Annotated in this window: 16 protein-coding genes; 7 read left to right on the plus strand and 9 right to left on the minus strand. The window is 74.9% G+C overall.

Annotated elements, in window-relative coordinates:
- Positions 1–91 precede the first annotated feature (91 nt).
- Together ACFYMP_RS27540 and ACFYMP_RS27545 are read left to right on the plus strand one after the other, a co-directional pair.
- Positions 92–1,915, plus strand: a complete 1,824-nt coding sequence (locus tag ACFYMP_RS27540; protein WP_388862580.1) for an AMP-dependent synthetase/ligase — start codon at positions 92–94, stop codon at positions 1,913–1,915.
- Between the two features lie 174 nt (positions 1,916–2,089).
- Positions 2,090–2,929 carry an aldo/keto reductase gene (locus ACFYMP_RS27545; protein WP_388862582.1) on the plus strand — a complete coding sequence of 280 codons (840 nt, stop codon included), beginning with the start codon at positions 2,090–2,092 and terminating at the stop codon, positions 2,927–2,929.
- A gap of 58 nt (positions 2,930–2,987) precedes the next feature.
- On the opposite strand, the gene ACFYMP_RS27550 is transcribed toward ACFYMP_RS27545, so the two are convergent.
- The 3 genes from ACFYMP_RS27550 to ACFYMP_RS27560 form a co-directional block, all read right to left on the minus strand.
- Positions 2,988–3,701, minus strand: a complete 714-nt coding sequence (locus ACFYMP_RS27550) for a class I SAM-dependent methyltransferase (RefSeq protein ID WP_388862584.1) — start codon at positions 3,699–3,701, stop codon at positions 2,988–2,990.
- Between the two features lie 3 nt (positions 3,702–3,704).
- Positions 3,705–4,013, minus strand: a complete 309-nt coding sequence (locus ACFYMP_RS27555) for a 4a-hydroxytetrahydrobiopterin dehydratase (RefSeq protein ID WP_388862586.1) — start codon at positions 4,011–4,013, stop codon at positions 3,705–3,707.
- A gap of 115 nt (positions 4,014–4,128) precedes the next feature.
- On the minus strand, positions 4,129–7,566 hold the full coding sequence (locus ACFYMP_RS27560; RefSeq protein WP_388862588.1) for a phosphodiester glycosidase family protein: 3,438 nt from the start codon (positions 7,564–7,566) through the stop codon (positions 4,129–4,131).
- Between the two features lie 196 nt (positions 7,567–7,762).
- Between ACFYMP_RS27560 and ACFYMP_RS27565 the strand changes: the two genes are divergently transcribed.
- Positions 7,763–8,380 (plus strand): RBBP9/YdeN family alpha/beta hydrolase, encoded by a 618-nt coding sequence (locus ACFYMP_RS27565; RefSeq protein ID WP_388862590.1) that lies wholly within the window; start codon positions 7,763–7,765, stop codon positions 8,378–8,380.
- A 491-nt stretch (positions 8,381–8,871) separates the two neighbouring features.
- Here the strand turns inward: ACFYMP_RS27565 and ACFYMP_RS27570 are convergent, their stop codons facing one another.
- The 3 genes from ACFYMP_RS27570 to ACFYMP_RS27580 all read right to left on the minus strand — a co-directional run bounded on the left by ACFYMP_RS27570 (position 8,872) and on the right by ACFYMP_RS27580 (position 12,086).
- Positions 8,872–9,297 (minus strand): OsmC family peroxiredoxin, encoded by a 426-nt coding sequence (locus tag ACFYMP_RS27570; RefSeq protein ID WP_388862591.1) that lies wholly within the window; start codon positions 9,295–9,297, stop codon positions 8,872–8,874.
- Between the two features lie 78 nt (positions 9,298–9,375).
- A complete protein-coding gene (locus ACFYMP_RS27575; protein WP_388862593.1) occupies positions 9,376–11,520 on the minus strand; it encodes an alkaline phosphatase family protein in 2,145 nt (714 codons plus the stop codon).
- A gap of 170 nt (positions 11,521–11,690) precedes the next feature.
- Positions 11,691–12,086 carry a hypothetical protein gene (locus ACFYMP_RS27580; protein WP_388862659.1) on the minus strand — a complete coding sequence of 132 codons (396 nt, stop codon included), beginning with the start codon at positions 12,084–12,086 and terminating at the stop codon, positions 11,691–11,693.
- A 225-nt stretch (positions 12,087–12,311) separates the two neighbouring features.
- On the opposite strand from ACFYMP_RS27580, the gene ACFYMP_RS27585 reads away from it, so the two are divergent.
- Together ACFYMP_RS27585 and ACFYMP_RS27590 are read left to right on the plus strand one after the other, a co-directional pair.
- Positions 12,312–13,082 carry an MBL fold metallo-hydrolase gene (locus ACFYMP_RS27585; RefSeq protein ID WP_388862595.1) on the plus strand — a complete coding sequence of 257 codons (771 nt, stop codon included), beginning with the start codon at positions 12,312–12,314 and terminating at the stop codon, positions 13,080–13,082.
- Positions 13,079–13,744 carry a DedA family protein gene (locus ACFYMP_RS27590; RefSeq protein ID WP_388862597.1) on the plus strand — a complete coding sequence of 222 codons (666 nt, stop codon included), beginning with the start codon at positions 13,079–13,081 and terminating at the stop codon, positions 13,742–13,744. Before ACFYMP_RS27585 ends, ACFYMP_RS27590 begins: the two co-directional genes overlap by 4 nt.
- A 28-nt stretch (positions 13,745–13,772) precedes the next feature.
- On the opposite strand, the gene ACFYMP_RS27595 is transcribed toward ACFYMP_RS27590, so the two are convergent.
- From ACFYMP_RS27595 to ACFYMP_RS27605, 3 genes are all read right to left on the minus strand, one after another.
- Positions 13,773–14,879 carry an MBL fold metallo-hydrolase gene (locus tag ACFYMP_RS27595; RefSeq protein ID WP_388862599.1) on the minus strand — a complete coding sequence of 369 codons (1,107 nt, stop codon included), beginning with the start codon at positions 14,877–14,879 and terminating at the stop codon, positions 13,773–13,775.
- Positions 14,876–16,171: an aminotransferase class I/II-fold pyridoxal phosphate-dependent enzyme gene (locus tag ACFYMP_RS27600; RefSeq protein WP_388862601.1), complete on the minus strand. Its 1,296-nt coding sequence runs from the start codon at positions 16,169–16,171 to the stop codon at positions 14,876–14,878. The genes ACFYMP_RS27595 and ACFYMP_RS27600 overlap by 4 nt, the downstream gene beginning before the upstream one ends.
- A 276-nt stretch (positions 16,172–16,447) precedes the next feature.
- Positions 16,448–18,070, minus strand: a complete 1,623-nt coding sequence (locus ACFYMP_RS27605; RefSeq protein WP_388862603.1) for an ABC-F family ATP-binding cassette domain-containing protein — start codon at positions 18,068–18,070, stop codon at positions 16,448–16,450.
- A 104-nt stretch (positions 18,071–18,174) separates the two neighbouring features.
- Here ACFYMP_RS27605 and ACFYMP_RS27610 point away from each other — a divergent pair, with 104 nt between their 5' ends.
- Both ACFYMP_RS27610 and ACFYMP_RS27615 read left to right on the plus strand, forming a co-directional pair.
- Complete coding sequence (locus ACFYMP_RS27610) at positions 18,175–19,716, plus strand: bifunctional phosphatase PAP2/diacylglycerol kinase family protein (protein ID WP_388862604.1); 1,542 nt, start codon at positions 18,175–18,177, stop codon at positions 19,714–19,716.
- A gap of 184 nt (positions 19,717–19,900) precedes the next feature.
- Positions 19,901–20,731 carry a class I SAM-dependent methyltransferase gene (locus ACFYMP_RS27615; protein WP_388862606.1) on the plus strand — a complete coding sequence of 277 codons (831 nt, stop codon included), beginning with the start codon at positions 19,901–19,903 and terminating at the stop codon, positions 20,729–20,731.
- Positions 20,732–20,745: the final 14 nt, after the last annotated feature.

The following is a 20,745-nucleotide window of genomic DNA, read 5'->3' on the forward strand; positions in this document are numbered from 1 at the left end:
ATCCCCGGCGCTCCCGCGCTGGGGTAGCGTCACCGGCGCTGTACGCGGCGCCACCCGGCGACTGTCGTGCACGGCGCCACGAGGAGCAGCATTGCGCGAGTTCAGTCACCCTCCGCTGACCACGGCGCGGCCGGTGGGCGGCCTCGCCGACTCCGTGTTCGACCATGCCCTGGCCGACCCGGGGAAGATCGTCATGAACCGCAAGAGCGAAGGCCGCTGGCGGGACGTGACGGCCGCACGCTTCCGCGACGAGGTGATGGCGGTCGCCAAGGGACTCCTCGCGCAGGGCGTCCGCTTCGGCGACCGGGTCGCGATCATGGCCCCCACCCGTTACGAGTGGACGCTGATCGACTTCGCGCTGTGGACCGTCGGCGCCCAGGTCGTGCCGGTCTACCCCACCTCCTCGGCGGAGCAGGTGTACTGGATGCTGCACGACGCCCAGGTGGCGGCGGCGATCGTGGAGCACGAGGACCACGCCATGACGGTGGGTTCGGTGGTCGACCGGCTGCCGCGCCTGCGTCGCCTGTGGCAGCTGGACGCGGGTGCCGAGCGGGAACTCGTGGCGGCGGGCGAGCAGGTGGAGGACGAGGTGGTGCACCGCCACCGGCGCGCGGTGACGCCCGACTCGGTGGCGACGGTCATCTACACCTCCGGCACCACCGGCCGCCCCAAGGGCTGTGTACTGACGCACGGCAACCTCATGTTCGAGGCGGACACCCTGCTGGGCCGCTGGAACGCGGTCTTCCACCCCCGGCGCGGGGAGGACGCCTCCACCCTGCTGTTCCTGCCGCTCGCGCACGTCTTCGGCCGGGTGGTGCAGGTCGCGGCGGTACGCGGCGGGGTGCGCTTCGGGCACCAGCCGCGGCTCGACGCGGCGGCGCTGATGCCGGATCTGGTGGCGCTGCGGCCGAGCTTCGTGCTGGCGGTTCCGTACATCTTCGAGAAGATCCACCGCGCGGCGGTCCGCAAGGCGGAGGCGGAGGGCCGGGGTGCGGCGTTCGCGAAGGCCGTCGAGGTCGCGGTGCGCTACGCCGAGGCGCAGGAGGCGCGGGCCTTCGGCACCGGGCCGGGGCCCTCGGCGCAGTTGCGGGTGCAGCACCAGCTCTACGACAAGCTGGTGTACGCGAAGGTGCGCGAGGTGCTGGGCGGCCGGATGCGGTACGCGATGTCGGGCGGCTCGGCCATGGACCGCCGGCTGGGGCTGTTCTTCGCCGGGGCCGGCGTCACGGTCTACGAGGGGTACGGGCTCACCGAGTCGACGGCCGCGGCGACCGCGAACCCGCCGGGCCGGCCCCGGTACGGAACGGTGGGGCAGGCCATTCCGGGCACCACGGTGCGGATCGCTCAGGACGGCGAGGTGTGGCTGCGTGGGGAACACGTGTTCCAGGGTTATCTGAACACGCCCCGCAGCGGGCACACCGCCCTGCGCGAGGGGTGGCTCGCGACGGGGGATCTCGGTTCGCTGGACGAGGACGGCTACCTCACGATCACCGGCAGGAAGAAGGAGATCCTGGTGACCTCGGGCGGCAAGAGCGTCTCGCCGGGGCCGCTGGAGGACCGGGTGCGCGACCATCCGCTGATCGCGCAGTGCGTCGTGGTGGGCAACGACCGTCCGTACATCGCGGCGCTGGTGACGCTGGACGCGGAGGCGGTCGCGCACTGGCTGGAGATGCGCGGGAAGCCGCGGGGGACGCCTGCCGCGCTGGTACGCGATCCGGAGCTGGAGCGGGAGGTGCGGCGCGCGGTGGTGGCCGCCAACACGCAGGTCTCGCAGGCCGAGTCGATCCGCACCTTCCGTATCCTGGCGCACCGGTTCACCGAGGAGCAGGGGCTGTTGACGCCCTCGCTGAAGGTCAAGCGCAAGGCCGTCGAGCAGACCTACGCCCGGGAGATCAAGGCGCTGTACCACGCGTGAGGGGCCCGGCCGGCGGCCTCGTGCCGGGAAGGGTGCCGGGGGTGGGAATGGTGCGCCTCCAGGGCTCGTTAAGGTCGTGGAGTACTGACGACACCTGGGTGCGGCACGGCTTCACGCACCGCGTGGCGCACCGGCCGGCCCAGGCCCCATTCCAGGTAAGGATCGACTGAAGCAGTGAGTTCCCACAACGAGGTCCCCCGCATCACCCTGAACAACGGCGTCGAGATCCCGCAGCTCGGTCTCGGCGTGTGGCAGGTGCCCGACGAGGAGGCCAGCAGCGCGGTGGGCCTGGCTCTGGAGGCCGGCTACCGCAGCATCGACACGGCGGCGATCTACGGGAACGAGCGGGGCACGGGAGCGGCCGTCGCGGCATCCGGCATCGCCCGTGAGGAACTGTTCGTCACGACCAAGCTGTGGAACGCCGAGCAGGGTTACGACTCGACGCTGCGCGCGTTCGACGCCTCGCTCGACAAGCTGGGCCTCGACTACGTGGACCTGTACCTGATCCACTGGCCGGCCCCGGCCAAGGACGCCTACATCGACACGTACAAGGCGTTCGAGAAGATCCTCGCGGACGGCCGGGCCCGGTCCATCGGTGTCTCCAACTTCCTTCCCGCGCACCTGGAGCGGCTCATCGACGCCACCTCGGTGGTGCCGGTCCTCAACCAGATCGAGCTGCACCCGCAGCTCCAGCAGAGCGCGTCGCGTGCCTTCCACGCCGAGCGGGGCATCGCGACCGAGGCGTGGTCGCCGCTGGGGCAGGGCAAGGGCCTGCTGGAGGTGCCCGCGCTGGTGGCCATCGCGCGGAAGCACGGGCGCACCGCGGCGCAGGTGGCGCTGCGCTGGCACGTGCAGCTGGGCAACGTGGTGATCCCGAAGTCGGTGACGCCCGCGCGCATCAAGGAGAACATCGACGTGTTCTCCTTCGAGCTGGACGAGGAGGACATGGCCGCGATCGGCGCCCTCGACGAGGGCCGTCGTCTGGGCGGGCACCCGGACGAGGTCAACGACTGACCCCGGCGGGAGTTCCCGGGCGGCGCCACCCCTGCCGGGGCGGTGCCGCCCGCGTCGTTCAGCGGTTGCGTCTGCGCAGGGCGAGCAGCGTGAAGTCCGGTTCCGCACGCGGGGTGGTGGGGCCGGGCAGCGCTTCGAGGCGTTCGGCGAGGGGGAGGCCGCCCTCGGCGTACAGGCTGCCCTCCCGGACGCGAGCGGCGAGGGCGAGCGGGGTGCGGCCCTGCCCGTGCCCGGTGAACCGGGCGGTCCTGACCGGGCGCAACCCCTCGGCGGCGGCGAGCGCGGTCACCCGGCCCGCTCCGTCCGGGAGTTCGGCGGGGCGGTAGGGGGCGACCAAGGCGTCGATGTCGCTGTCGACGGCATGCGCGGCGGCCTTGTCGACCGTGGTGACGAACACTCCGCCGGGGCGCAGCACCCGGGCGGCCTCCGCGATGACGGGCGCCGCGTCGTCGAGCAGGTTGAGCAGCCATACGGCGGTCACGGCGGGCAGGGAGGCGTCGGCGAAGGGCAGCGCCCTCGCGTCGGCGCGCACCACGGCGTCCAGCCGTCCTTCCGCGCGGGCGAGCATCCCGGCGGACCGGTCGACACCGAGGACGGTACGGCCCTGCTCGCGCAGGCAGCCGCCGACGATCCCGGTGCCGCAGGCCAGGTCGAGGACGGTGGTGTGGTGGCCGGGCAGGAGGCTGCCGAGGGCCGCCGCGGCCGCGCGGGCCCTCGGCAGACCACCGCGGCTCTCGTCGTAGCGGTCCGCTTCCCCGTCGTAGTCGAGCACCGGTCAGCTCCGTACCCCGTGCGCGCCGGAGAGGTCCTCCACGCGCCGGGCGAGGGCGAAGTCGAGCGCGGTGACGACACCGCCCACGCTGTGCGTGTGGGTGGAGAGTTCGACCGTGTTGTAGCCGAGGGTCGTGTCGGCGTGGTGGTCGAGTTCCTCCTGGACGGCCGCGATGTGGGCCACGAGCGCGGCGGCGGCCATGTGGGAGGGCAGCCGGTACAGCCGGGTGAGGGCGTCGTCCTCCAGGGACCAGCCGGGCAGTTCGGTCAGGCGCCGCTCGATCTCCTCGGCGGACAGCGGTTCGACGGGCACGGAGGTCTCCTCGGTCGGGGCGGCAGGGCGGAATCAGCGTGCCACAACGAGGGCCGGGGCGCGGGAACACGGTGGTTCGCCGCGCACCGGCCCGGCGCATCGCTCGCCGGCGCCGTCAGCGGGTCACGTCGAGCGCGGCGGTCCTCTCCTGTCCGTTGACGGTGACCGTGAGCCGTGCGGTGCCCGGACGCAGGGCGGTCAGGGTGCGGGTGGCCGGATCGTACGCGGCGACGTGCCAGGGCTTCGCGTGGGCGGCGGGCCCGACGTACAGGTTCGCGGAGCCGTCCCAGTCGGCGCTCAGCGGCCAGGCCACCGGGACCCGGCGTCCGGCCTGGGTGACGGTCGCGGCGACGGTCTGTCGCGTGCCGCGCGGCAGGGTGGCCGGGGTGTCGAGGCTCAGGGAGTCGACGTGGGCGCGGGTCTGCACGCCGATCCAGCCGTCCGGGAGCCGGCCGCCGTGCCCGGAGCGGGCCACGCCGAGCAGGGACCAGCCGGTGAATCCGCCCTCCTCGGGCGGGGTCGACGGGTTCTTCCCCGAGTTGCCGTTGATCAGGTACGGGACGCCCTCGACGTGCGAGGCGTGGAAGGTGCCGACGTGGCCGCCGACGAAGGCGACGCCCTTTCCGCTGTCGCGGCGGAAGTCGGCGAGCCAGGTCTCCAGCAGGGCCGCCTCCTTGCGGTCGCCGAGCCGGCTGCCCTCCTGCGGGGTGGGGTCGCGCGGCGGTACGTGCTCGACGACCACGACGGAGTCGACCGAGCGGTCCCGCGCGGCCTCGTCGAGTTCGCCGCGCAGGCGGGTGAGCTGCGGGAAGTCGCTCGCGCGGATGCCGAGGCGGGAGGTGTCCAGGGTGAGGAAGCGGGTGCCCTTGTGGTCGAAGACCTGCTGGGCGGGGCCGAACTCGGCGGTGAAGTTCGCGACCGAGCCGCCCATCACCTCGTGGTTGCCCGGCACGTAGTACCAGGGCAGGGCCTCGCCCAGTTCCTCGTTCAGGACGCGGTGGGCGAAGGCGAGGTCCTCGGGTGAGCCCTCGTCCACGAGGTCGCCGTTGACGATGAGGAAGTCGGGCCGGGCGGCCTTGATCTCGCGCAGGGTGCGCCGGGCCTGGCGGACGATGTCGCTGTCCGGTTCGCGGGCCACGAACTGCGCGTCGGACAGGACGGCGAAGCGCCAGTCCTTCCCGGCGACGTCCCGCCCGCTCGTGATGAGCGGGTCGGCGTACGGCGCGGTGTGCGGCAGTTCGACGTCCGGCGGGACCTGGGCGACGAGGTCGTCGAGGACGATCTCCCCGGTGTACTGGGCGCTCGCCTCGGTCTCGGCGAGGTAGAAGCGGGAGACGGTCACGGGGTGGGCGACCGACTGGGGCACGGGGAAGGTGACCTGTTTCCACCCGGTCCAGTCGATGTGGGGGCCGCGCAGGAGCTGGTCGGTGCCGGTGGCGTCCTTCAGGTGGAGGGTGGCCCAGGCGCCGTGTCCGTCGCCCTTGATCCACAGGGTGAAGGCCTGCGGCTGCCCGGGGACGGCGAGCGGCCGGGGCGGGGTGGCGTAGGCGGCGCGGGTCGCGGTCGACCGGGTGAAGTCGTAGGTCAGGCCGAGCGCGGTACCGGTGTGCCCCTCGGTGACGGGCTGGAGGGAGCCGGCGGCGCGGGCCTGGCTGAAGGTCCAGTCGGCGGCGTCCTCGAAGCCGGCGAGGGCGCGGTCGCTGAGCCCGACGGAGACGGCGAGGGCGGTGGAGTGCCCGGCGACGGTCGCGGTCACGGTCCCGGCGGCGCCGTCGCGGCGGGCGCCGACGGTGAAGCCCTCAGCGGTCGGCCTGACGGTGAACAGGTCGTGGTCGTACGTGAGACGGACGTCGTCCGGCTCGACCGGCGCGCTGTCTCCCCGGGCGTCGAGGCCGGTGAGGGCGAAGTCGGCGGTGGCGTCGCTGCCGGGCAGGGAGAGGCGCCGGGTGCCGGCCTGGAGGCGGTCGAGCGGGCCGAGGACGGTGAGCGCGGTACTGCCGGTGGCGTGGCCGCGCCGGGCGGTCACCTCGCTGCGGCCGGGTCTCGCCGGTGCGTGGAAGACACCGTCGCGCCCGACGCGGCCGGGGCCGCGCACGCTCCAGGCCGGCGCGCCGGCGGCGGGCCCGTACGTCTCGTCGTACCCCTCGGCGGTGAGCCTGCGGGTCAGCCCGGGGAAGACCCTGTCGGGGTGGCCGCCCGCGACGGGGTCGGCGGTGGCGGCGGTGCGGGCGTCCATGGCGGTGCCCACCCAGTAGCCGCTCAGTCTGCCGCTGCCGTCCGGGGCGGTGAGCACGAGGCCGTTGGGCACCTCGCGTTCGCTGCCGTCGGAGGGCTGGTTCTCGACCTGGAGGCGGTCGCTGCCGGGGGTGCGGGCGAGCAGCGTGGAGGAGCCGCCGCCGTCGAGGTTGACGGCGTTGTAGGCGCCCGACTTACGGAGCATCAGGCCGAGTTCGGTGAGCGTGACGCCGCCGCTGTCGGCCTGCCGCCCGTCGACGGTGACGAGGCGCATCTCGCGTCCGTCGCGCGAGAAGCCGACGGCGGTGCGCGGCGCGGTCGCGTCGTTGCCCTCGCCGGTGTGGTCGACGGGCTTGCCGTCGGTGACGAGGTACTCGTTGGCGCCGATGGCCTCCCGGGGCAGGTCGCCGCTGCCCGTGCGCGGGTGGTAGGCCCAGCTGACGGGCGCGCCGGCGGGCAGGGCGGTCAGGGCGTCGGCCCCGCTGCCCGCACCGACCAGCGCGGTCGCGTCCTCGGGCAGGCGGCCCTTGCCGGGGGCGTGGGCCGGGCCGGTGGTGCGGCCGTCCACGACGGTGACCTCGGCGGACCGGGCGGAGCTGTTGACGGTGAGGGCGCGGTCGGCCTCGCCCCACTGGGCGGTGTAGGCGCCGACGCCGTTCGCGGGCACGTTGGCGGCGTTGAGCGCGGCGAGCGGGCGACTGCCGCCCGGCAGGGTCAGGGTGCCCTCGAAGTAGAGGTCGAGGACGCGGCCCGCCTCACCGGGCCCGAACCCGACGGCCCGTGTGTGGCCCGGATCGGGGGAGTTGACGACCTGTCCGCCGTCGAGACCGGAACCCTGGGGCGCGCCCGTCTCGTTGATGTCGAAGAAGTCCCCGTTGACCGCGGCGACGGTACGGCGTCCCGGCCCCGCCTCGTGCCCCGCGGCCAGCTCGGAGACGGTGGCCCGCCGGGAGACGCCGCCTTTGGGGTGCAGGTACTCGGCTCGGACGCCCTTGCCGAGGTCGACGGACAGCTCGTCGACCCGCAGCCACTTGTCGCTCTCCAGCCGGTCGTACGAGGTGAGTTCGGCGCCCGGTGCGACCGGCCGCGAGGTGTGCGCCGTCTCCAGCCCGTCGCCCTGCGGGTACGACAGGACGGAGGGCGTCCCCCGGCTGTCGACGGCGCCACTGGCAGGGGGCGGCGCGACGGGACGGGCCTGTACGGCATCGGGACCGCCCACCGGTTCGGCGGCACCCCCGACCCCCGCGCCACCGGCGAGCAGGGCCGCCGACAGGGCCAGGGCGGTCAGCGGTCTGGACAGGGCAGGACGACGTGGCACGGGGGCTCCCCTTCACCTGACGGGACGACAGCTACCGCTCCAGAGTGGCCCGCCCGCCCCCACGGCACCAGAGACCACAACGGCGGGAGGGGAAACGGTGCGTGAAGGCCGGCCGGGGTGCGGGGCCGGTGCGGGAGCGGGAGGGGTCCGGGCTTATCGTGTCCGCCTGCCGACCCTCCAGAGGAGAACGAGCCACGTGACCGCAGAGCCGACCGGGACGAGCGCCCCAACCCCCGCCGCCTTCCTGGTGCTGCACGGCTGGCAGAACCACCGTCCGCCCGGCCACTGGCAGCACTGGCTGGCGGAGCGGCTGGGCGCGCGGGGGCACACGGTGGACTACCCGCAACTCCCCGACGCGGACCGTCCGGACCTCGGCAGCTGGCTCGACGCGCTGCGCACGCACCGCGCGGCGCTGCCGGCCGAGGGCGTGACGGTCGTCTGCCACAGCCTCGCCTGCGCCCTGTGGCTGACGGCGGCGGCGCGCGGCACGACGGGAAGCCCGGTGGACCGGGTCCTTCTGGTGTCCCCGCCCTCCCCGTCCTTCCTGGCCGGCGAGCCGGAGGTGGCCGCCTTCGTACCGCCCCCGGTGACCCGGGCCCGACTCGACCGCGCGGCCCGCTCCACCCGCCTGGTCACGGGCGCCGAGGACCCGTACTGCCCGGAGGGTGCGAAAGCGCTGTACGGCGACCCGCTGGGGGTGCCCACGGACGTCCTGCCGGGCGCTGGGCACATCAGCCAGGGCGAGGGCTACGGGGCGTGGGACGCGGTGCTGGAGTGGTGTGTGGGGGGTAGGGCGGCTCTCGTCCCGAGGTGAGAGGGCCGGTGACCGGCGCGGGACCACTCAAGTACCCCACCGGCACCGCCCGCGACCACAGCTCCTCCGCGCGCTCCGCGCACCGGTCGGACTTACCGCCGTCCGCCGCCCGGTGCCGGTGAGGAGGGAGGCGTAGGCGTGGCCGACAAGACGGGCCAGGGTGCGGGGTGACGAGGGCGTCGTGCCCGAAGCGGAACGGGGACGAAGGGGGGCGGGCCGGAGGAGCGGCGATGACGGACACCCCGCCCGGGAGGGCCCCGCTCACGCTCCGCGTGTCGACCGACCATGGGCGGACCTAGTCGCCCGTCAGGGCGGTCCGGGCCGGGGACCGGGGGCCCGGCACTCCTCCCCCGCTCACCACGGCGTGGCCGCCCTGCCGGTGCCCGAGGTGCCGGTGGGGCGGGCCGTACGGCGGGCGGACACGCGCACGGCCCCGGACCGGGAGGTCCGGGGCCGTCGGCAGGCCGGGGCCGGCCGGGGCCTGGTGGCGGTCAGCCGAGCTTCGCCGTCAGGGTGATCTGCGTGCCGGTGAGGGCCTGGCTGACGGGGCAGTTGGCCTTCGCGTCCTCGGCGGCGGCGGTGAAGGCGGCCTCGTCGATGCCGGGGACGGTGCCCTCGACGACGAGCTGGATGCCGGTGATACCGGTGCCCGGCTGGAAGGTCACCTCCGCGCTGGTGAGCAGGCGGGTGGGCGGGGTGCCCGCCTTGGCGAGGCCGTTGGAGAGGGCCATCGAGAAGCAGCTGGAGTGAGCGGCGGCGATCAGCTCCTCCGGGCTGGTCCTGCCGTTCGACTCCTCGGCGCGGGAGGCCCAGGTGACGGCCTGGTCGCCGATGCCGGAGGAGTCGAAGCTGACGGTGCCCTTGCCCTTGAGCAGGTCGCCTTCCCAGACGGTGTGCGCGGAACGGGTCGTTGCCACGGTGCGAGTCCTTTCGCGATGACGGGACCGGCCCCGGAGTGGGACGGGCCCGGGGCCTATCCGATCACATACGGGGACTCACGCGCTCTCGGCGTCGGCCTCCGGGAGCCGCGCGCCTTCCCGCGGGGGGCCCGGCCTCCTCTCCCGTACGGCGGAGGCCACGCGCAGCGCGACCGGGACCTGGGGCCCCTCGCCCTCGCGCAGCCAGCGCCGCAGCACTTGGTGGACCTGTTCGGCGCCGACGAGTTCGCCGCCCTTCGGTACCGGTTCCGACAGGACCACCGGGGACAGGAGGAAGGGCCGTGACTGGTCACCGCCGAGGCCGCCGTGCGAGCCGATCTGCTCCTCGAAGGCCAGTACCTCGCCCTCCGCCGGGTCGTACCAGGAGTTGACCATGATGTCGGCGCAGTGCGGGAAGGTGTCGGTGCGCGCGACGGCGGCGGCCGCGCCCGGTCCGAAGTCGGCGAGCGGGCCGAGGCTCGCCGGGTCCTCCGTACCGTCGAGCTCCCCCAGCCGCACCTGCGCCCCGTTCGCGCCGAGGACGACGCCGCCGTGCTCGGCGTCGCGGACGAGCAGGAAGCCCACGCCCGGGTGGTTGGCGAGGGTGGAGAGCAGGGCGGGGTGGCGGCGGTCGATCTCCTGGCGCGTCATGCGGTGCGGGACGTCGGGGAAGGACACGAGGCCCAGGTTGCCCGAGGCGAGGACGACCGGGTCGGAGCGGCGCGGGGAGGAGCGGTGGCCCTCGGCGCGTTCCTCGACGGGGCGGTGCAGCGCGGCCCGCACCGCCGAACGGGCCTCGGCTCCGCTGTGGGTGCGCCCCGCCTTGCGCGGCACCGGCAGTCCGCAGCCGGCCCGGACGAGTTCGGCGAGGGTCAGCCCGTAGCGGCCCCGGAAGGTCTCGCCGGGGCTCTGGCCGTGGTCGGAGAGGACCACGACGCGGTAGCGGCGCGGGGCGTGTTCGGCGACCTTGAGGATGAGGGCGAGGGACCGGTCGAGCCGGGCGAGCACCTTCTCCGCGTCCCGGCTGCGCGGACCGGAGTGGTGCGCGACCTCGTCGTACGCCACGAGGTCGGCGTAGACGGCGGTGCGGCCCGCGAGCATGTCGCCCATGACGGCCGCGACCACGACATCGCGTTCGACGACGGTGGCGAAGGCCCGGATGAAGGGGTAGAGGCCGCCGCGGCCCATCCGGGGCCGTTCCTTACGCAGTCGGGCGCGGGTGGACTGCGTCATCTCGCGCAGCACCTCGGCGGCGAAGGACAGCGCGGTGCGTACGGCGTTCGCGGGATCGCTGAAGTACGCGAAGTAACCGGCTCTGGACCGGTTGTGGCGGCCCCGGCGCACGGCGACGGACAGGACGAGGGCGAGCTGGTCGGCGCCGCCGCTGAACAGGTTGCCCCGGCTGGCCCCGTCCAGGCTGAGCAGCCCCGCGTCACCCGTGCGCTCGATGGCGCGGCGCTGGAGTTCGCCGGCGCTCGCGGGGCGGTTGGAGACCACGACCTCGCGGGTCTCCTTCTCGTACCAGCGGAACGCGGGCGCGTCAAAGTTGCTGCCGTGCAGGATGCCGAGCTGGCTCGCGCCGGTCTGGCTGGACCAGTCGGTGCGCCAGGGGGTGAGGCGGTGGCTGGGCATTCCGCCGAGCATCTGCGCGACGGCCGGCATGAGCCCCTTGCCGACCGCGTCGAGCAGTACGTCGTGGCCGACGCCGTCGAGCTGGAGGAAGACCGTGCCGGGGGTGGCCGGCCCGGAGTGCGGTTCGCGGCGGGCGCGGCGGTCGGCGAGGCGGTAGAGGCGTCTGCGGTAGGCCGCGTCGTCGCGTACGGCGAGCGCTCCCCCGGTCGCGGAGGCGACCGCGGACATGACGGCGGCGACGACCACCGCGGTCTCCGGGTTCACCTCGCCGCGGCCGTGCGGCACGAGCCGCAGCGCGAGCAGCAGCAGAGAGCCGTTGAGGAAGAAGACGAGGACCGCGAGGACGAAGGCCGGGACGAGCAGCAGGGCCCGCACCAGCAGGGGCCACACGAGCGCGCCGAGCAGACCGAAGGCCCCCGCCCCGAGGGCCGCCGTCATCGCGATGCGGGTGCCGCTGTCGCCGTCCGGGGACTGGAGCTGGAAGTCCGGGAGGATTCCGGCGAGCACCATCATCGTGAGCGTGCTCACGCCCCACACCGCGACCATCCGCCACAGAGCGCTGCCGGCCCTCCGCCATCGCTCCTCGTTCACAACCGCTGCTCACCTTTTCGCTCCACGGTCCGCGCACCGTGCCCTCGGACCGCCTCCACCCTCGCACACCGTTTCGCCACGCGAACGGAGCATCCCGGATTGTGACCCGGGCGGCCGCCGCGTCGTGACCTGCGGGGCCGGGAGGGGCGCCGGTCGCGGTCCGGCCTGGTTCAGCAGCCGTCGTAGCCGGCCGTCGGCATGGAGAGCCTGCGGTGGATGCGGGCCTTGTGCCCGGAGTCGTAGCGCGGCTCGGGCCGGTCGGCGAAGGCGAGGGTCACCGAGCGCCGGGCGCACCGCGCGCGGAACTCCTCGGCCGGGTGCACGGCCTCGGCGAGCGCGGCGGGACTCGCCACGACGAAGAGGTCCACCTCGCCCGCGTCGACATCGCTCCACAGCAGCGCGTGGAGCGGGTCGAGCCGGTGCCCGAGGATCTCCTGGGTGACACGGTGGCCGGCCTCGGCGGCCCAGTCCGCGCAGTGCGCGAACTGGCTGCGGATGTCGACGAGGTACGGCTCGGCGTCCAGCCGCTCCAGGGGGACGAGCGCCGCGAGGGCGGCCACCCGCAACCCCCGGGCCGCCGGGGCCGGACGGCTTCCCCTCGTCCTCCCCGCCTCGGTCGGGCCGGCCTCGGCGCCGCCGGCCCGGATGGAATGCGTCACGGCTCTCCCCGCTGTCGCAGCCGGGCCCCGCCCCCCGTCGCCCCGGCCTGTGGGCCGCCGACATTACTAGAGCCCGTACGCTCGGGGCACGGGCCCGGACCGCGGGCGACGGAGGGAAGGGGAAGGGGACCGGTGGAGATCACTTGGTGGGGACACGCCACCTGCACCGTCGAGGACTCGGGGACGCGTCTGCTGACCGATCCGGTGCTCGTGCGGCGCCTGGCCCACCTGCGACGCCGCAAGGGAGCGCTGCCGCCGGCGACGGCGCTGCGCGTGGACGGGGTCCTCGTGTCGCACCTGCACTCCGACCACCTGCACGTCCCCTCCCTCGCGCGCCTGGCTCCCGGCACCCCGCTGCTGCTGCCGAGAGGCGCGCGGCGCTCCGTGCCCGGTCTCGGCCGGCGGCTGCGGCACCTGGAGATCACCGAGGTCGCCGCGGGCGACGAGGTGCGGCTCGGGAAGCTGACGGTGCGGGCGGTCCCGGCCCGGCACGACGGCCGGCGGCTGCCGGTGGGCCCGCAGCGCTCCCCCGCCCTCGGCTACGTCGTCTCAGGGCAGGCGCGTACCTACTTCGCCGGGGACACCGGCCTGTTCGAGGACATGGCCAAGGAGGCCGGGCCGGTGGACGTCGCGCTGCTCCCGGTGGGCGGCTGGGGGCCGGGGCTCGGCCACGAGCACCTGAACGCGGAGCGGGCCGCGCGGGCGCTGAGCGAGATCGGCCCGCGCTGCGCGGTCCCGGTCCACTACGGCACGTACTGGCCCATCGGCATGGCGGGGGTGCGGCCGCACGAGTTCCACACGCCGGGCGAGGAGTTCGTGCGCCAGGCCGCCCGGATCGCCCCCGAGGTGTCGGTGCATCTGCTCGGGCACGGCGAGAGCGTGCGCCCCGAGGTCGCCCGGTGATCCCGCCGCTGCACCACGGACCGCTGCTGCTCGCGGCCGCCGCCGACAAGGTGCCGGGCGTCACGCAGCAGGCGGTGGGCTATCCGACGCTGTTCGTGCTCGTGATGCTGGGCGCGCTCGTCCCCGTGATACCCACCGGTGTCCTCGTCAGCTCCTCCGCCGTGGTCGCCTTCCACCAGAGCTTCCCGTTCCCGCTGCTCATGGTCTTCGCCTCGGCCGCGCTGGCCGCGTTCCTCGGCGATGTCGCGCTGTACTGGCTGGGGCGGCGCGGGATGCGCTCGGAGCACGGTTCGCGCTGGCTGAACGCGCTGCGCGACCGGGCGCCCGCCGACCGGCTGGAGCAGGCGCGCCACAAGCTGGACGACAACAACGTCATGGTGCTGGTGCTGTCGCGGCTCGTTCCCGGCGGGCGGATCCCGGTCATGCTGGCCTGTCTGCTCGCGCAGATGCCGATGCGCACGTTCGTCCGGGGCAACCTTCCGGCGTGTGTGGCCTGGGCGGTGACCTACCAGCTCATCGGCATCCTGGGCGGTTCGCTGTTCCCCGAGCCCTGGCAGGGCGTGGTGGCGGCGATCGCCCTGACTCTGCTGATCAGCGGCGGTCCCTCGCTGTGGCGCCGGCTGCGACGGCGCGGCTCGGAGACGGGCGAGGCGCGGGCCTGAGGGGGCGTCCGGGCCCACACGCCCCGGGCTACAGCGTGCGGGAGCCGCCCACGGGGAGGTCCCACAGGTCGGCGCGGTCGCGGCCGGCCTCGCGCCAGGCCGCCCGCGCGCGCAGCAGCGGTTCGAGCACGGGTTCCGAGGACAGCAGGAAGGTGCCCCAGTGCATGGGCGCCATCCGGCGCGCCCCGAGGTCCCCGACGGCGCGGACGGCCTCCTCCGGATCGCAGTGGACGTCGCGCAGCCACCAGCGCGGGTCGTACGCGCCGATCGGCATGAGCGCGAGGTCGATCCCGGGGTGTCTGCGGCCGATCTCCGCGAAGGCCGGACCGTACCCGGTGTCGCCCGCGAAGTAGACGCGTCCGCCGCCGGGCGCCGTCATGACCCAGCCTCCCCACAGGGTCCGGCAGGTGTCGCGGACCCCGCGTTTGGACCAGTGGTGAGCCGGTACGAAGTCGAAGCGGACGCCGCCGACCTCGGCCGCCTCCCACCAGTCGAGGTCGGTGACACAGGTGAACCCGCGCCGTCGGAACCAGCCTCCGAGCCCGGCGGGCACGAGGACGGGGGTCGAGCGGGGCAGGCGTTTGACGGTGGGCGCGTCGAGGTGGTCGTAGTGGTTGTGGCTGAGCACGACGGCGTCCACCCGGCCGAGGGCGCTCCACGGGACACCGACGGGGGTGACGCGGGCGGGTGTGCCGAGGATGCGGCGGGACCACACGGGGTCGGTGAGGACGGTGAGCCCGCCGATGCGCACGACCCAGCTCGCGTGGCCGACCCAGGACACGGCGACCGTGCCGGGGGCGGCCTCGGGCAGCGGCTGCGGGGCGAAGGGCAGCCGGGGGATGTCCGCGAGGCCCTCCGCCCGGGGGCGTACGGCGCCTTCGCGCAGCAGCCGGGCGTAGGCGCGCAGTCCGGGCAGCGGGGCGCCGAGCCGGTCGGCGAAGGTCTGCGGCCAGCGGCGGACCTCGCCGAGCGGACGGAGCGCCGTGGCCACGCCGGAGAGCGTGCGCAGCCCGGCCGGCGGGGCGGCGGGGGCGCCCGGCGGCGGCGCGGGTCGCGGGCCCCCGGCCGGGGTGCGGCCCTCGTCGGGGTCCCGCGTCGCTTCCGGCTGAGGGCCGGTCGGCGGCTGCGCGTTCATCGGTGCGGCTCCCTTCGGTGCGCCCGGCCGCCGCGCGCGTCGCTGTCGGCTTCGCGCGCCGCGGCCCCGGCCCTGGTGACGGCCCCTTCGCCCGGATCGGCGTCCTCGCCGGCCGCCAGAGCGTCGAAGACCGCTGCGAACATGCTCAAGGCTCGGTGGGCACCGGGCAATTCGAGAGGCTCCGACGCGGTGAGGGACGCGAGCCGGCTCTCACCCGTTGAGCGCAGCAGCGATGTGGTCGACACGCGGACGCGCAGGGCGGTCAGTGCGTCCCCGAACCGGTGTCCGCCGGGCACCGGCATGCCGAGCCGTTCGCCGAGGTGGACCTCCAGATCCCGGGCGTCGGCCACGCCCCGGGCGGCGAGCGCCGCGCGGGACGGTTCCAGATCGACGTACAGGCAGCGGCCGGCGCGCGGCGGCAGGGCCAGGGCCCCCGCGGCGCGGACGGCGCGGTGGGCGGCGCGGGCGAGCGCCCCGTGGGCCCGGTTCACGGCGCGCAGCCGGGCGGTGGCCTCCGGGGGCTCGGTGAGCGCGTGGGCCGCGGCTGCGGCGAGTGGGCCGGCGAGAGCGGCGCCCTGCGCGCTGAGCGCGTCCAGGGTGTGTTCGCGCAGTGCGGCGCCGGCGGCGGTGTCCGGGAAGCGGGCGAGGGCGGCGGGCCAGTCGGACGGCAGGAACGCGCCCGCCAGGTCGGTGAGGACGACGACGCCCTCCGGGTGGATCGCGGCCGGGCTCAGCAGGACGGGCGCGGCGCCGTCGTGGACGGTGTCGCGCCAGGTCTCGTCGCTCACAACGGTGAGCCCGGTGTCGGCGGCGGCCCGCACCACCTCGTCCAGCGCCTCGGCTCCGGGCAGCGTCCCGGTCGGGTCGTCGGCGACGGACACGAGCAGCAGCCGGGGGTCCCCGCCCTCCGCGCGGACGCGGCGGACCGTCTCCAGGAGCGCGGAGGGGTCGGGGACGCCGCCGGACTCGGCGGGCGTCGGCACGGGGTACGCGGTGCGGCCCAGGAGCCGGAGGCCGGGGGTCCACCAGGCGGCGCAGGGCCTCGGCACGAGGACGTCCCCGCCGGTCGCGGCGGCCAGGGCGAGCAGGAGGGCGGGGCCGCCGGGGGCGGCGACGGTCCGCGCGGGCGTGGTGGGCAGGCCGCGGCGCGCCCAGTAGCCGCAGGCGGCGGTGGCCAGAGCCGCGGCGGCACGGGGCGGGGCGGCGGCCAGGGCCGCGGTGAGTTCCGGGAGCGCGGGCAGGCCGGGATCGGGCGACGGCGCGCCGGGCCGGCCGTACGAAGGGTCCGCCATGCCGCCTCTGCTTCCGCGGGTCGAACGGTTCGGGTACCACCTTGCCGTATGGCCGCGGGCCCCGCCCCTCCAGTCTCGCGGCCTGCGGCCGGCCTGTGTCCTCAATCGCCGGACGGGCTGAGGGATTCTCCCGCGGCCGCGGGTGTCCTCAAACGCCGGACGGGCTGGAGAACGTGCCGGACGGGCTGAAAAGTGCCGGACAGGCGGGGAATCCCAGCCCGTCCGGCGCTTGAGGACGACGTGGCGGGCCGCACGGCGCCACCCCCGCCCCCCACCTCAGTGCCTGGCGCGAGCGACCCTCCGCTCGTCCCACACCGGTTCCGGCGTCTCCCGGACCCGGCCGTCCTGGCCGAAGACGAGGAAGCGGTCGAAGGAGCGGGCGAACCAGCGGTCGTGGGTGACGGCGAGCACGGTGCCCTCGAACGCCTCCAGCCCCTCCTGGAGGGCCTCCGCGCTCTCCAGGTCGAGGTTGTCGGTCGGCTCGTCGAGCAGGAGCGCCGTGCAGCCGGCCAGTTCCAGCAGGAGGATCTGGAAACGGGCCTGCTGGCCGCCGGACAGCCGTTCGAAGCGCTGCTCGGCCTGCTGGGTCAGCTCGTAGCGGCGCAGCAGGGACATCGCCGCGCCCTTGTCCTTCGCGTGTTCGCTCCACAGGATGTCGAGCAGGGTGCGGCCCCGCAGCTCGGGGTGGGCGTGGGTCTGCGCGAAGTGCCCCGGCACGACGCGCGCGCCGAGTTTCCACAGCCCTTCGTGGGCGACCTCGCCGCCCGCGAGCAGCCGCAGGAAGTGCGACTTCCCCGAGCCGTTCGAGCCGAGGACCGCGACCCGTTCGCCGTAGAAGACCTCCAGGTCGAAGGGTTTCATCAGGCCCGACAGCTCCAGGCCCTGGCAGGTCACGGCGCGCAGTCCGGTGCGGCCGCCGCGCAGCCGCATCCGGATGTCCTGCTCGCGCGGCGGCTCCGGCGGCGGTCCGGCCTCCTCGAACTTGCGCAACCGCGTCTGGGCGGCGCTGTAGCGCGAGGCCATGGCGGGGCTGTTCTCGGCCGCCTGGCGCAGGTTCAGCACGAGCGTCCTGAGCTGCGCGTGCTTCTCGTCCCAGCGCCGGCGCAGCTCCTCGAAGCGGGCGAAGCGTTCCTTGCGGGCCTCGTGGTAGGTGGAGAACCCGCCGCCGTGCACCCAGGCGTCGGCGCCCGCCGGGCCGGGTTCGACGCTCACGATGCGCTGGGCGGCGCTGGAGAGCAGTTCGCGGTCGTGGCTGACGAAGAGGACGGTCTTGCGCGTCTCGCGCAGTCGCTCCTCCAGCCAGCGCTTGCCGGGGACGTCGAGGTAGTTGTCGGGTTCGTCGAGCAGCAGGACCTGATCGGTGCCGCGCAGCAGCGCCTCCAGGACGAGCCGCTTCTGCTCGCCACCCGACAGGGTGCGCACCTCGCGCCACTGGGCCGTGTCGTAGGGGATGCCGAGCGCGGCGACGGTGCACACGTCCCACAGGGTCTCCGCCTCGTAGCCGCGCACCTCGGCCCAGTCGGAGAGCGCCTGCGCGTAGGCGAGCTGGGCGGACTCGTCGTCCACGGTCATGATCGCGTGCTCGGCGCGGTCGACGGCCCGAGCGGCCTCGCGGATGCGCGGGCCGGAGACCGAGACCAGCAGGTCGCGGACGGTGCTCTCGTCGCGTACGGAGCCGATGAACTGCGGCATGACACCGAGGCCGCCGCTGACGGTGACCGAGCCGCCGTGCGGTTTCAGCTCCCCGGACAGGAGTTTGAGCAGCGTGGTCTTTCCCGCGCCGTTGGGGCCCACGAGGGCGGCGGCCACTCCTTCGCCGACCCGGAACGAGACGTCCCCCAGCAGCGCCCGCCCGTCGGGCAGGTAGTACTCCACGTGTGCTGCTTCGAGATGTCCCATGGGGCGCATTGTCGTCGGCCGGACGAGTGGCGGGCAAACGCATTTCCGGCGCGCTCCCGCCGGTCAGCAGGGGTGATCGGGGCCGGGCGGGGTACGTGTGCGCCATGTCTCCCGACGTCGACCTCACTCCGTCCCCGGCCGCCAGGATCGCCGAGTCGCTGCGGGGCCCGCGCCCGGGGCCCGTGCTGCGGGACCGGCTGACCGCGCTCGACATGACCGTGTTCAAGGCCGCGGCGGCGCACCGCTGGCCGGGGGCCGAGCAGGTGCTGCCCCGGCTCAGCCGCGCCGCGAACCACGGGATGCTGTGGTGCGCGGTGGGCGCGGCGCTGGCCGCGACCGGTTCCCCGCGGGCCCGGCGGGCGGCCGTGCGCGGGCTCGCCTCGCTCGCGCTGGCCTCCGCGACGGTCAACACCGTGGGCAAGCGTTCGGTGCGCCGGGCCCGCCCGATACTCGACACGGTGCCGCTCGTGCGGCAGCTCAAGCGGCAGCCGGTCACCACCTCGTTCCCCTCGGGACACGCGGCCTCCGCCGCGGCCTTCGCCACCGGGGTGGCCCTGGAGTCGCGCGGCTGGGGCGCGGTCGTCGCGCCGCTCGCCGCGTCGGTGGCCGCCTCCCGGGTCTACACCGGGGTCCACTATCCGAGCGACGTCCTGGCGGGCGCGGCGCTGGGCGCGGGTGCGGCGCTCGCCGTACGGGGCCTCGTACCGACGCGCAGCCAGCTCCCCGCTCCGGGCCAGCCCATGGTCGGCGCGCCCGAACTGCCGCGCGGGGCCGGGCTGATCGTCGTCGTGAACACCGGGGCCGGCTCCCCCGACCGGGTCCGCTCCCTCAAGGACGCGCTCCCGGAGGCGGAGGTCGTCGAGTGCGAGGGCGAGGCGCTGCCCGGGGAGCTGGAGAAGGCGGCCTCCCGGGCGCGGGCGCTCGGTGTCAGCGGGGGTGACGGTTCCCTCTCCACCGCGGCCACGGTGGCGCTGCGGCACGGTCTGCCGCTCGCGGTCCTGCCGGGCGGGACGCTCAACCACTTCGCGTACGACCTCGGGATAGAGGATCCGCGCGACACCTACCGCGCCGTGGAGCGCGGCGAGGCCGTGTCGGTGGACGTGGGGCGCTTTCGCACCGACTGCCGGGGCGAGGGCGAGGGCATGACCGAGGGGATCTTCCTCAACACCTTCAGCCTCGGGGTGTACCCGGAGCTGGTGCGGGAGCGGGAGCGCTGGTCGGGGAAGGTCGGCGGGCGGCTCGCCGACGTCGTGGCCGCGCTGCACGTGCTGCGCCGCGACCATCCGCTGCACGCGGACATCGGCGGGCACCGCGAGCCGATGTGGCTGCTGTTCGCGGGCAACGGCATCTACAGCAGGCCCGGACTGACGGCGGGCCGGCGCATCGACATGGCCGACGGGCTGCTCGACGTGCGCACCGTCCACGGAGGACGCCTGCCGGGGGTGCGGCTGCTGGGCGCGGCGCTCGCGGGCCCGCTGTCCCGCTCCCCGTTCCACGCGGCCGAGCGTCTGAAGCGGCTGCGGGTCGAGGGCATCGAGCCGGGTACCCCGCTCGCCCACGACGGGGAGATCAGTGAGGCGGGCTCCACCGTCGAACTCGACGTGCTGCACGAGGCGCTGACGGTGTACCGGCCGCTCGTGATCTGACCGGCACCCGGGTGGAGGGTGCCGCGCGTGATCGGACCGGCACCTTCCACTCGTCTCATATATCAATACAGGCGTCTCAGCCCTCGACATCGCGGCGTACGGTGAGCGCACGAGCCCGACAGGCGGCCGTGCGGTCGCCGTGGGCCGTTTTCCGTGTGTCCGTCCAAGCGAGGGAGCCGCCGTCATGGCCCGTGACGCCGAAGCACCGCACCACGAGACCGCCGTCTACACCCACGGACACCACGAGTCGGTGCTCCGCTCCCACACCTGGCGCACGGCGCGCAACTCCGCCGCATACCTGCTCGACCACCTGAAACCGCACATGCGCGTGCTGGACATCGGCTGTGGACCGGGGACGATCACCGCCGACCTGGCGGCGCTCGTCCCCCAGGGCCATGTCACCGGCGTGGACGCCTCCGCCGAGGTCCTGGAGAAGGCGGCGGCCGAGGCGGCGGGGCGGGGGCTGGAGAACACCGACTTCGCGGTCGCCGACGTCCACGCCCTGGACTACCCGGACGACACCTTCTGCGTGGTCCACGCCCACCAAGTGCTCCAGCACGTCGGGGACCCGGTCCGCGCGCTGGCCGAGATGCGGCGGGTCACGAAGCCCGGCGGTCTGGTGGCGGTGCGCGACGCGGACTACGCCGCGATGGCCTGGTACCCGTCCTCCCCCGGTATGGACGACTGGCGGGACCTGTACGAGCGGGTGGCCCGCGCCAACGGCGGGGAGCCGGACGCGGGCCGGCGGCTGAAGTCCTGGGCGCTGGCGGCCGGCTTCACCGGCATCACCTCGACGTCGAGCACTTGGTGCTACGCCACCGACGAGGAGCGGGACTGGTGGAGCGGCCTGTGGGCCGACCGTACGCTGGCCTCCGCCTACGCCGAGCGCGCGACGGGTGGGGGCCAGGCGACGCGCGCGGAGCTGACCGCCGTCTCTCAGGCGTGGCGGGAGTGGGGCCGGCAGCCGGACGCGTGGTTCAGCGCGCTGCACGGTGAGATCCTCTGCCGGGTCTGAGCCGGTGCCGGCCG

This window comes from Streptomyces sp. NPDC007088, from assembly GCF_042869355.1.
Taxonomy (GTDB): Bacteria; Actinomycetota; Actinomycetes; order Streptomycetales; family Streptomycetaceae; genus Streptomyces.

Bases quoted from the DNA above. Each gene is read 5' to 3' on its own strand.
- ACFYMP_RS27610 (WP_388862604.1), top strand. From the start codon at position 18,175: ATGTCTCCCGACGTCGACCTCACTCCGTCCCCGGCCGCCAGGATCGCC.
- ACFYMP_RS27595 (WP_388862599.1), bottom strand. From the start codon at position 14,879: ATGAACGCGCAGCCGCCGACCGGCCCTCAGCCGGAAGCGACGCGGGAC.
- ACFYMP_RS27600 (WP_388862601.1), bottom strand. From the start codon at position 16,171: ATGGCGGACCCTTCGTACGGCCGGCCCGGCGCGCCGTCGCCCGATCCC.
- ACFYMP_RS27605 (WP_388862603.1), bottom strand. From the start codon at position 18,070: ATGGGACATCTCGAAGCAGCACACGTGGAGTACTACCTGCCCGACGGG.
- ACFYMP_RS27615 (WP_388862606.1), top strand. From the start codon at position 19,901: ATGGCCCGTGACGCCGAAGCACCGCACCACGAGACCGCCGTCTACACC.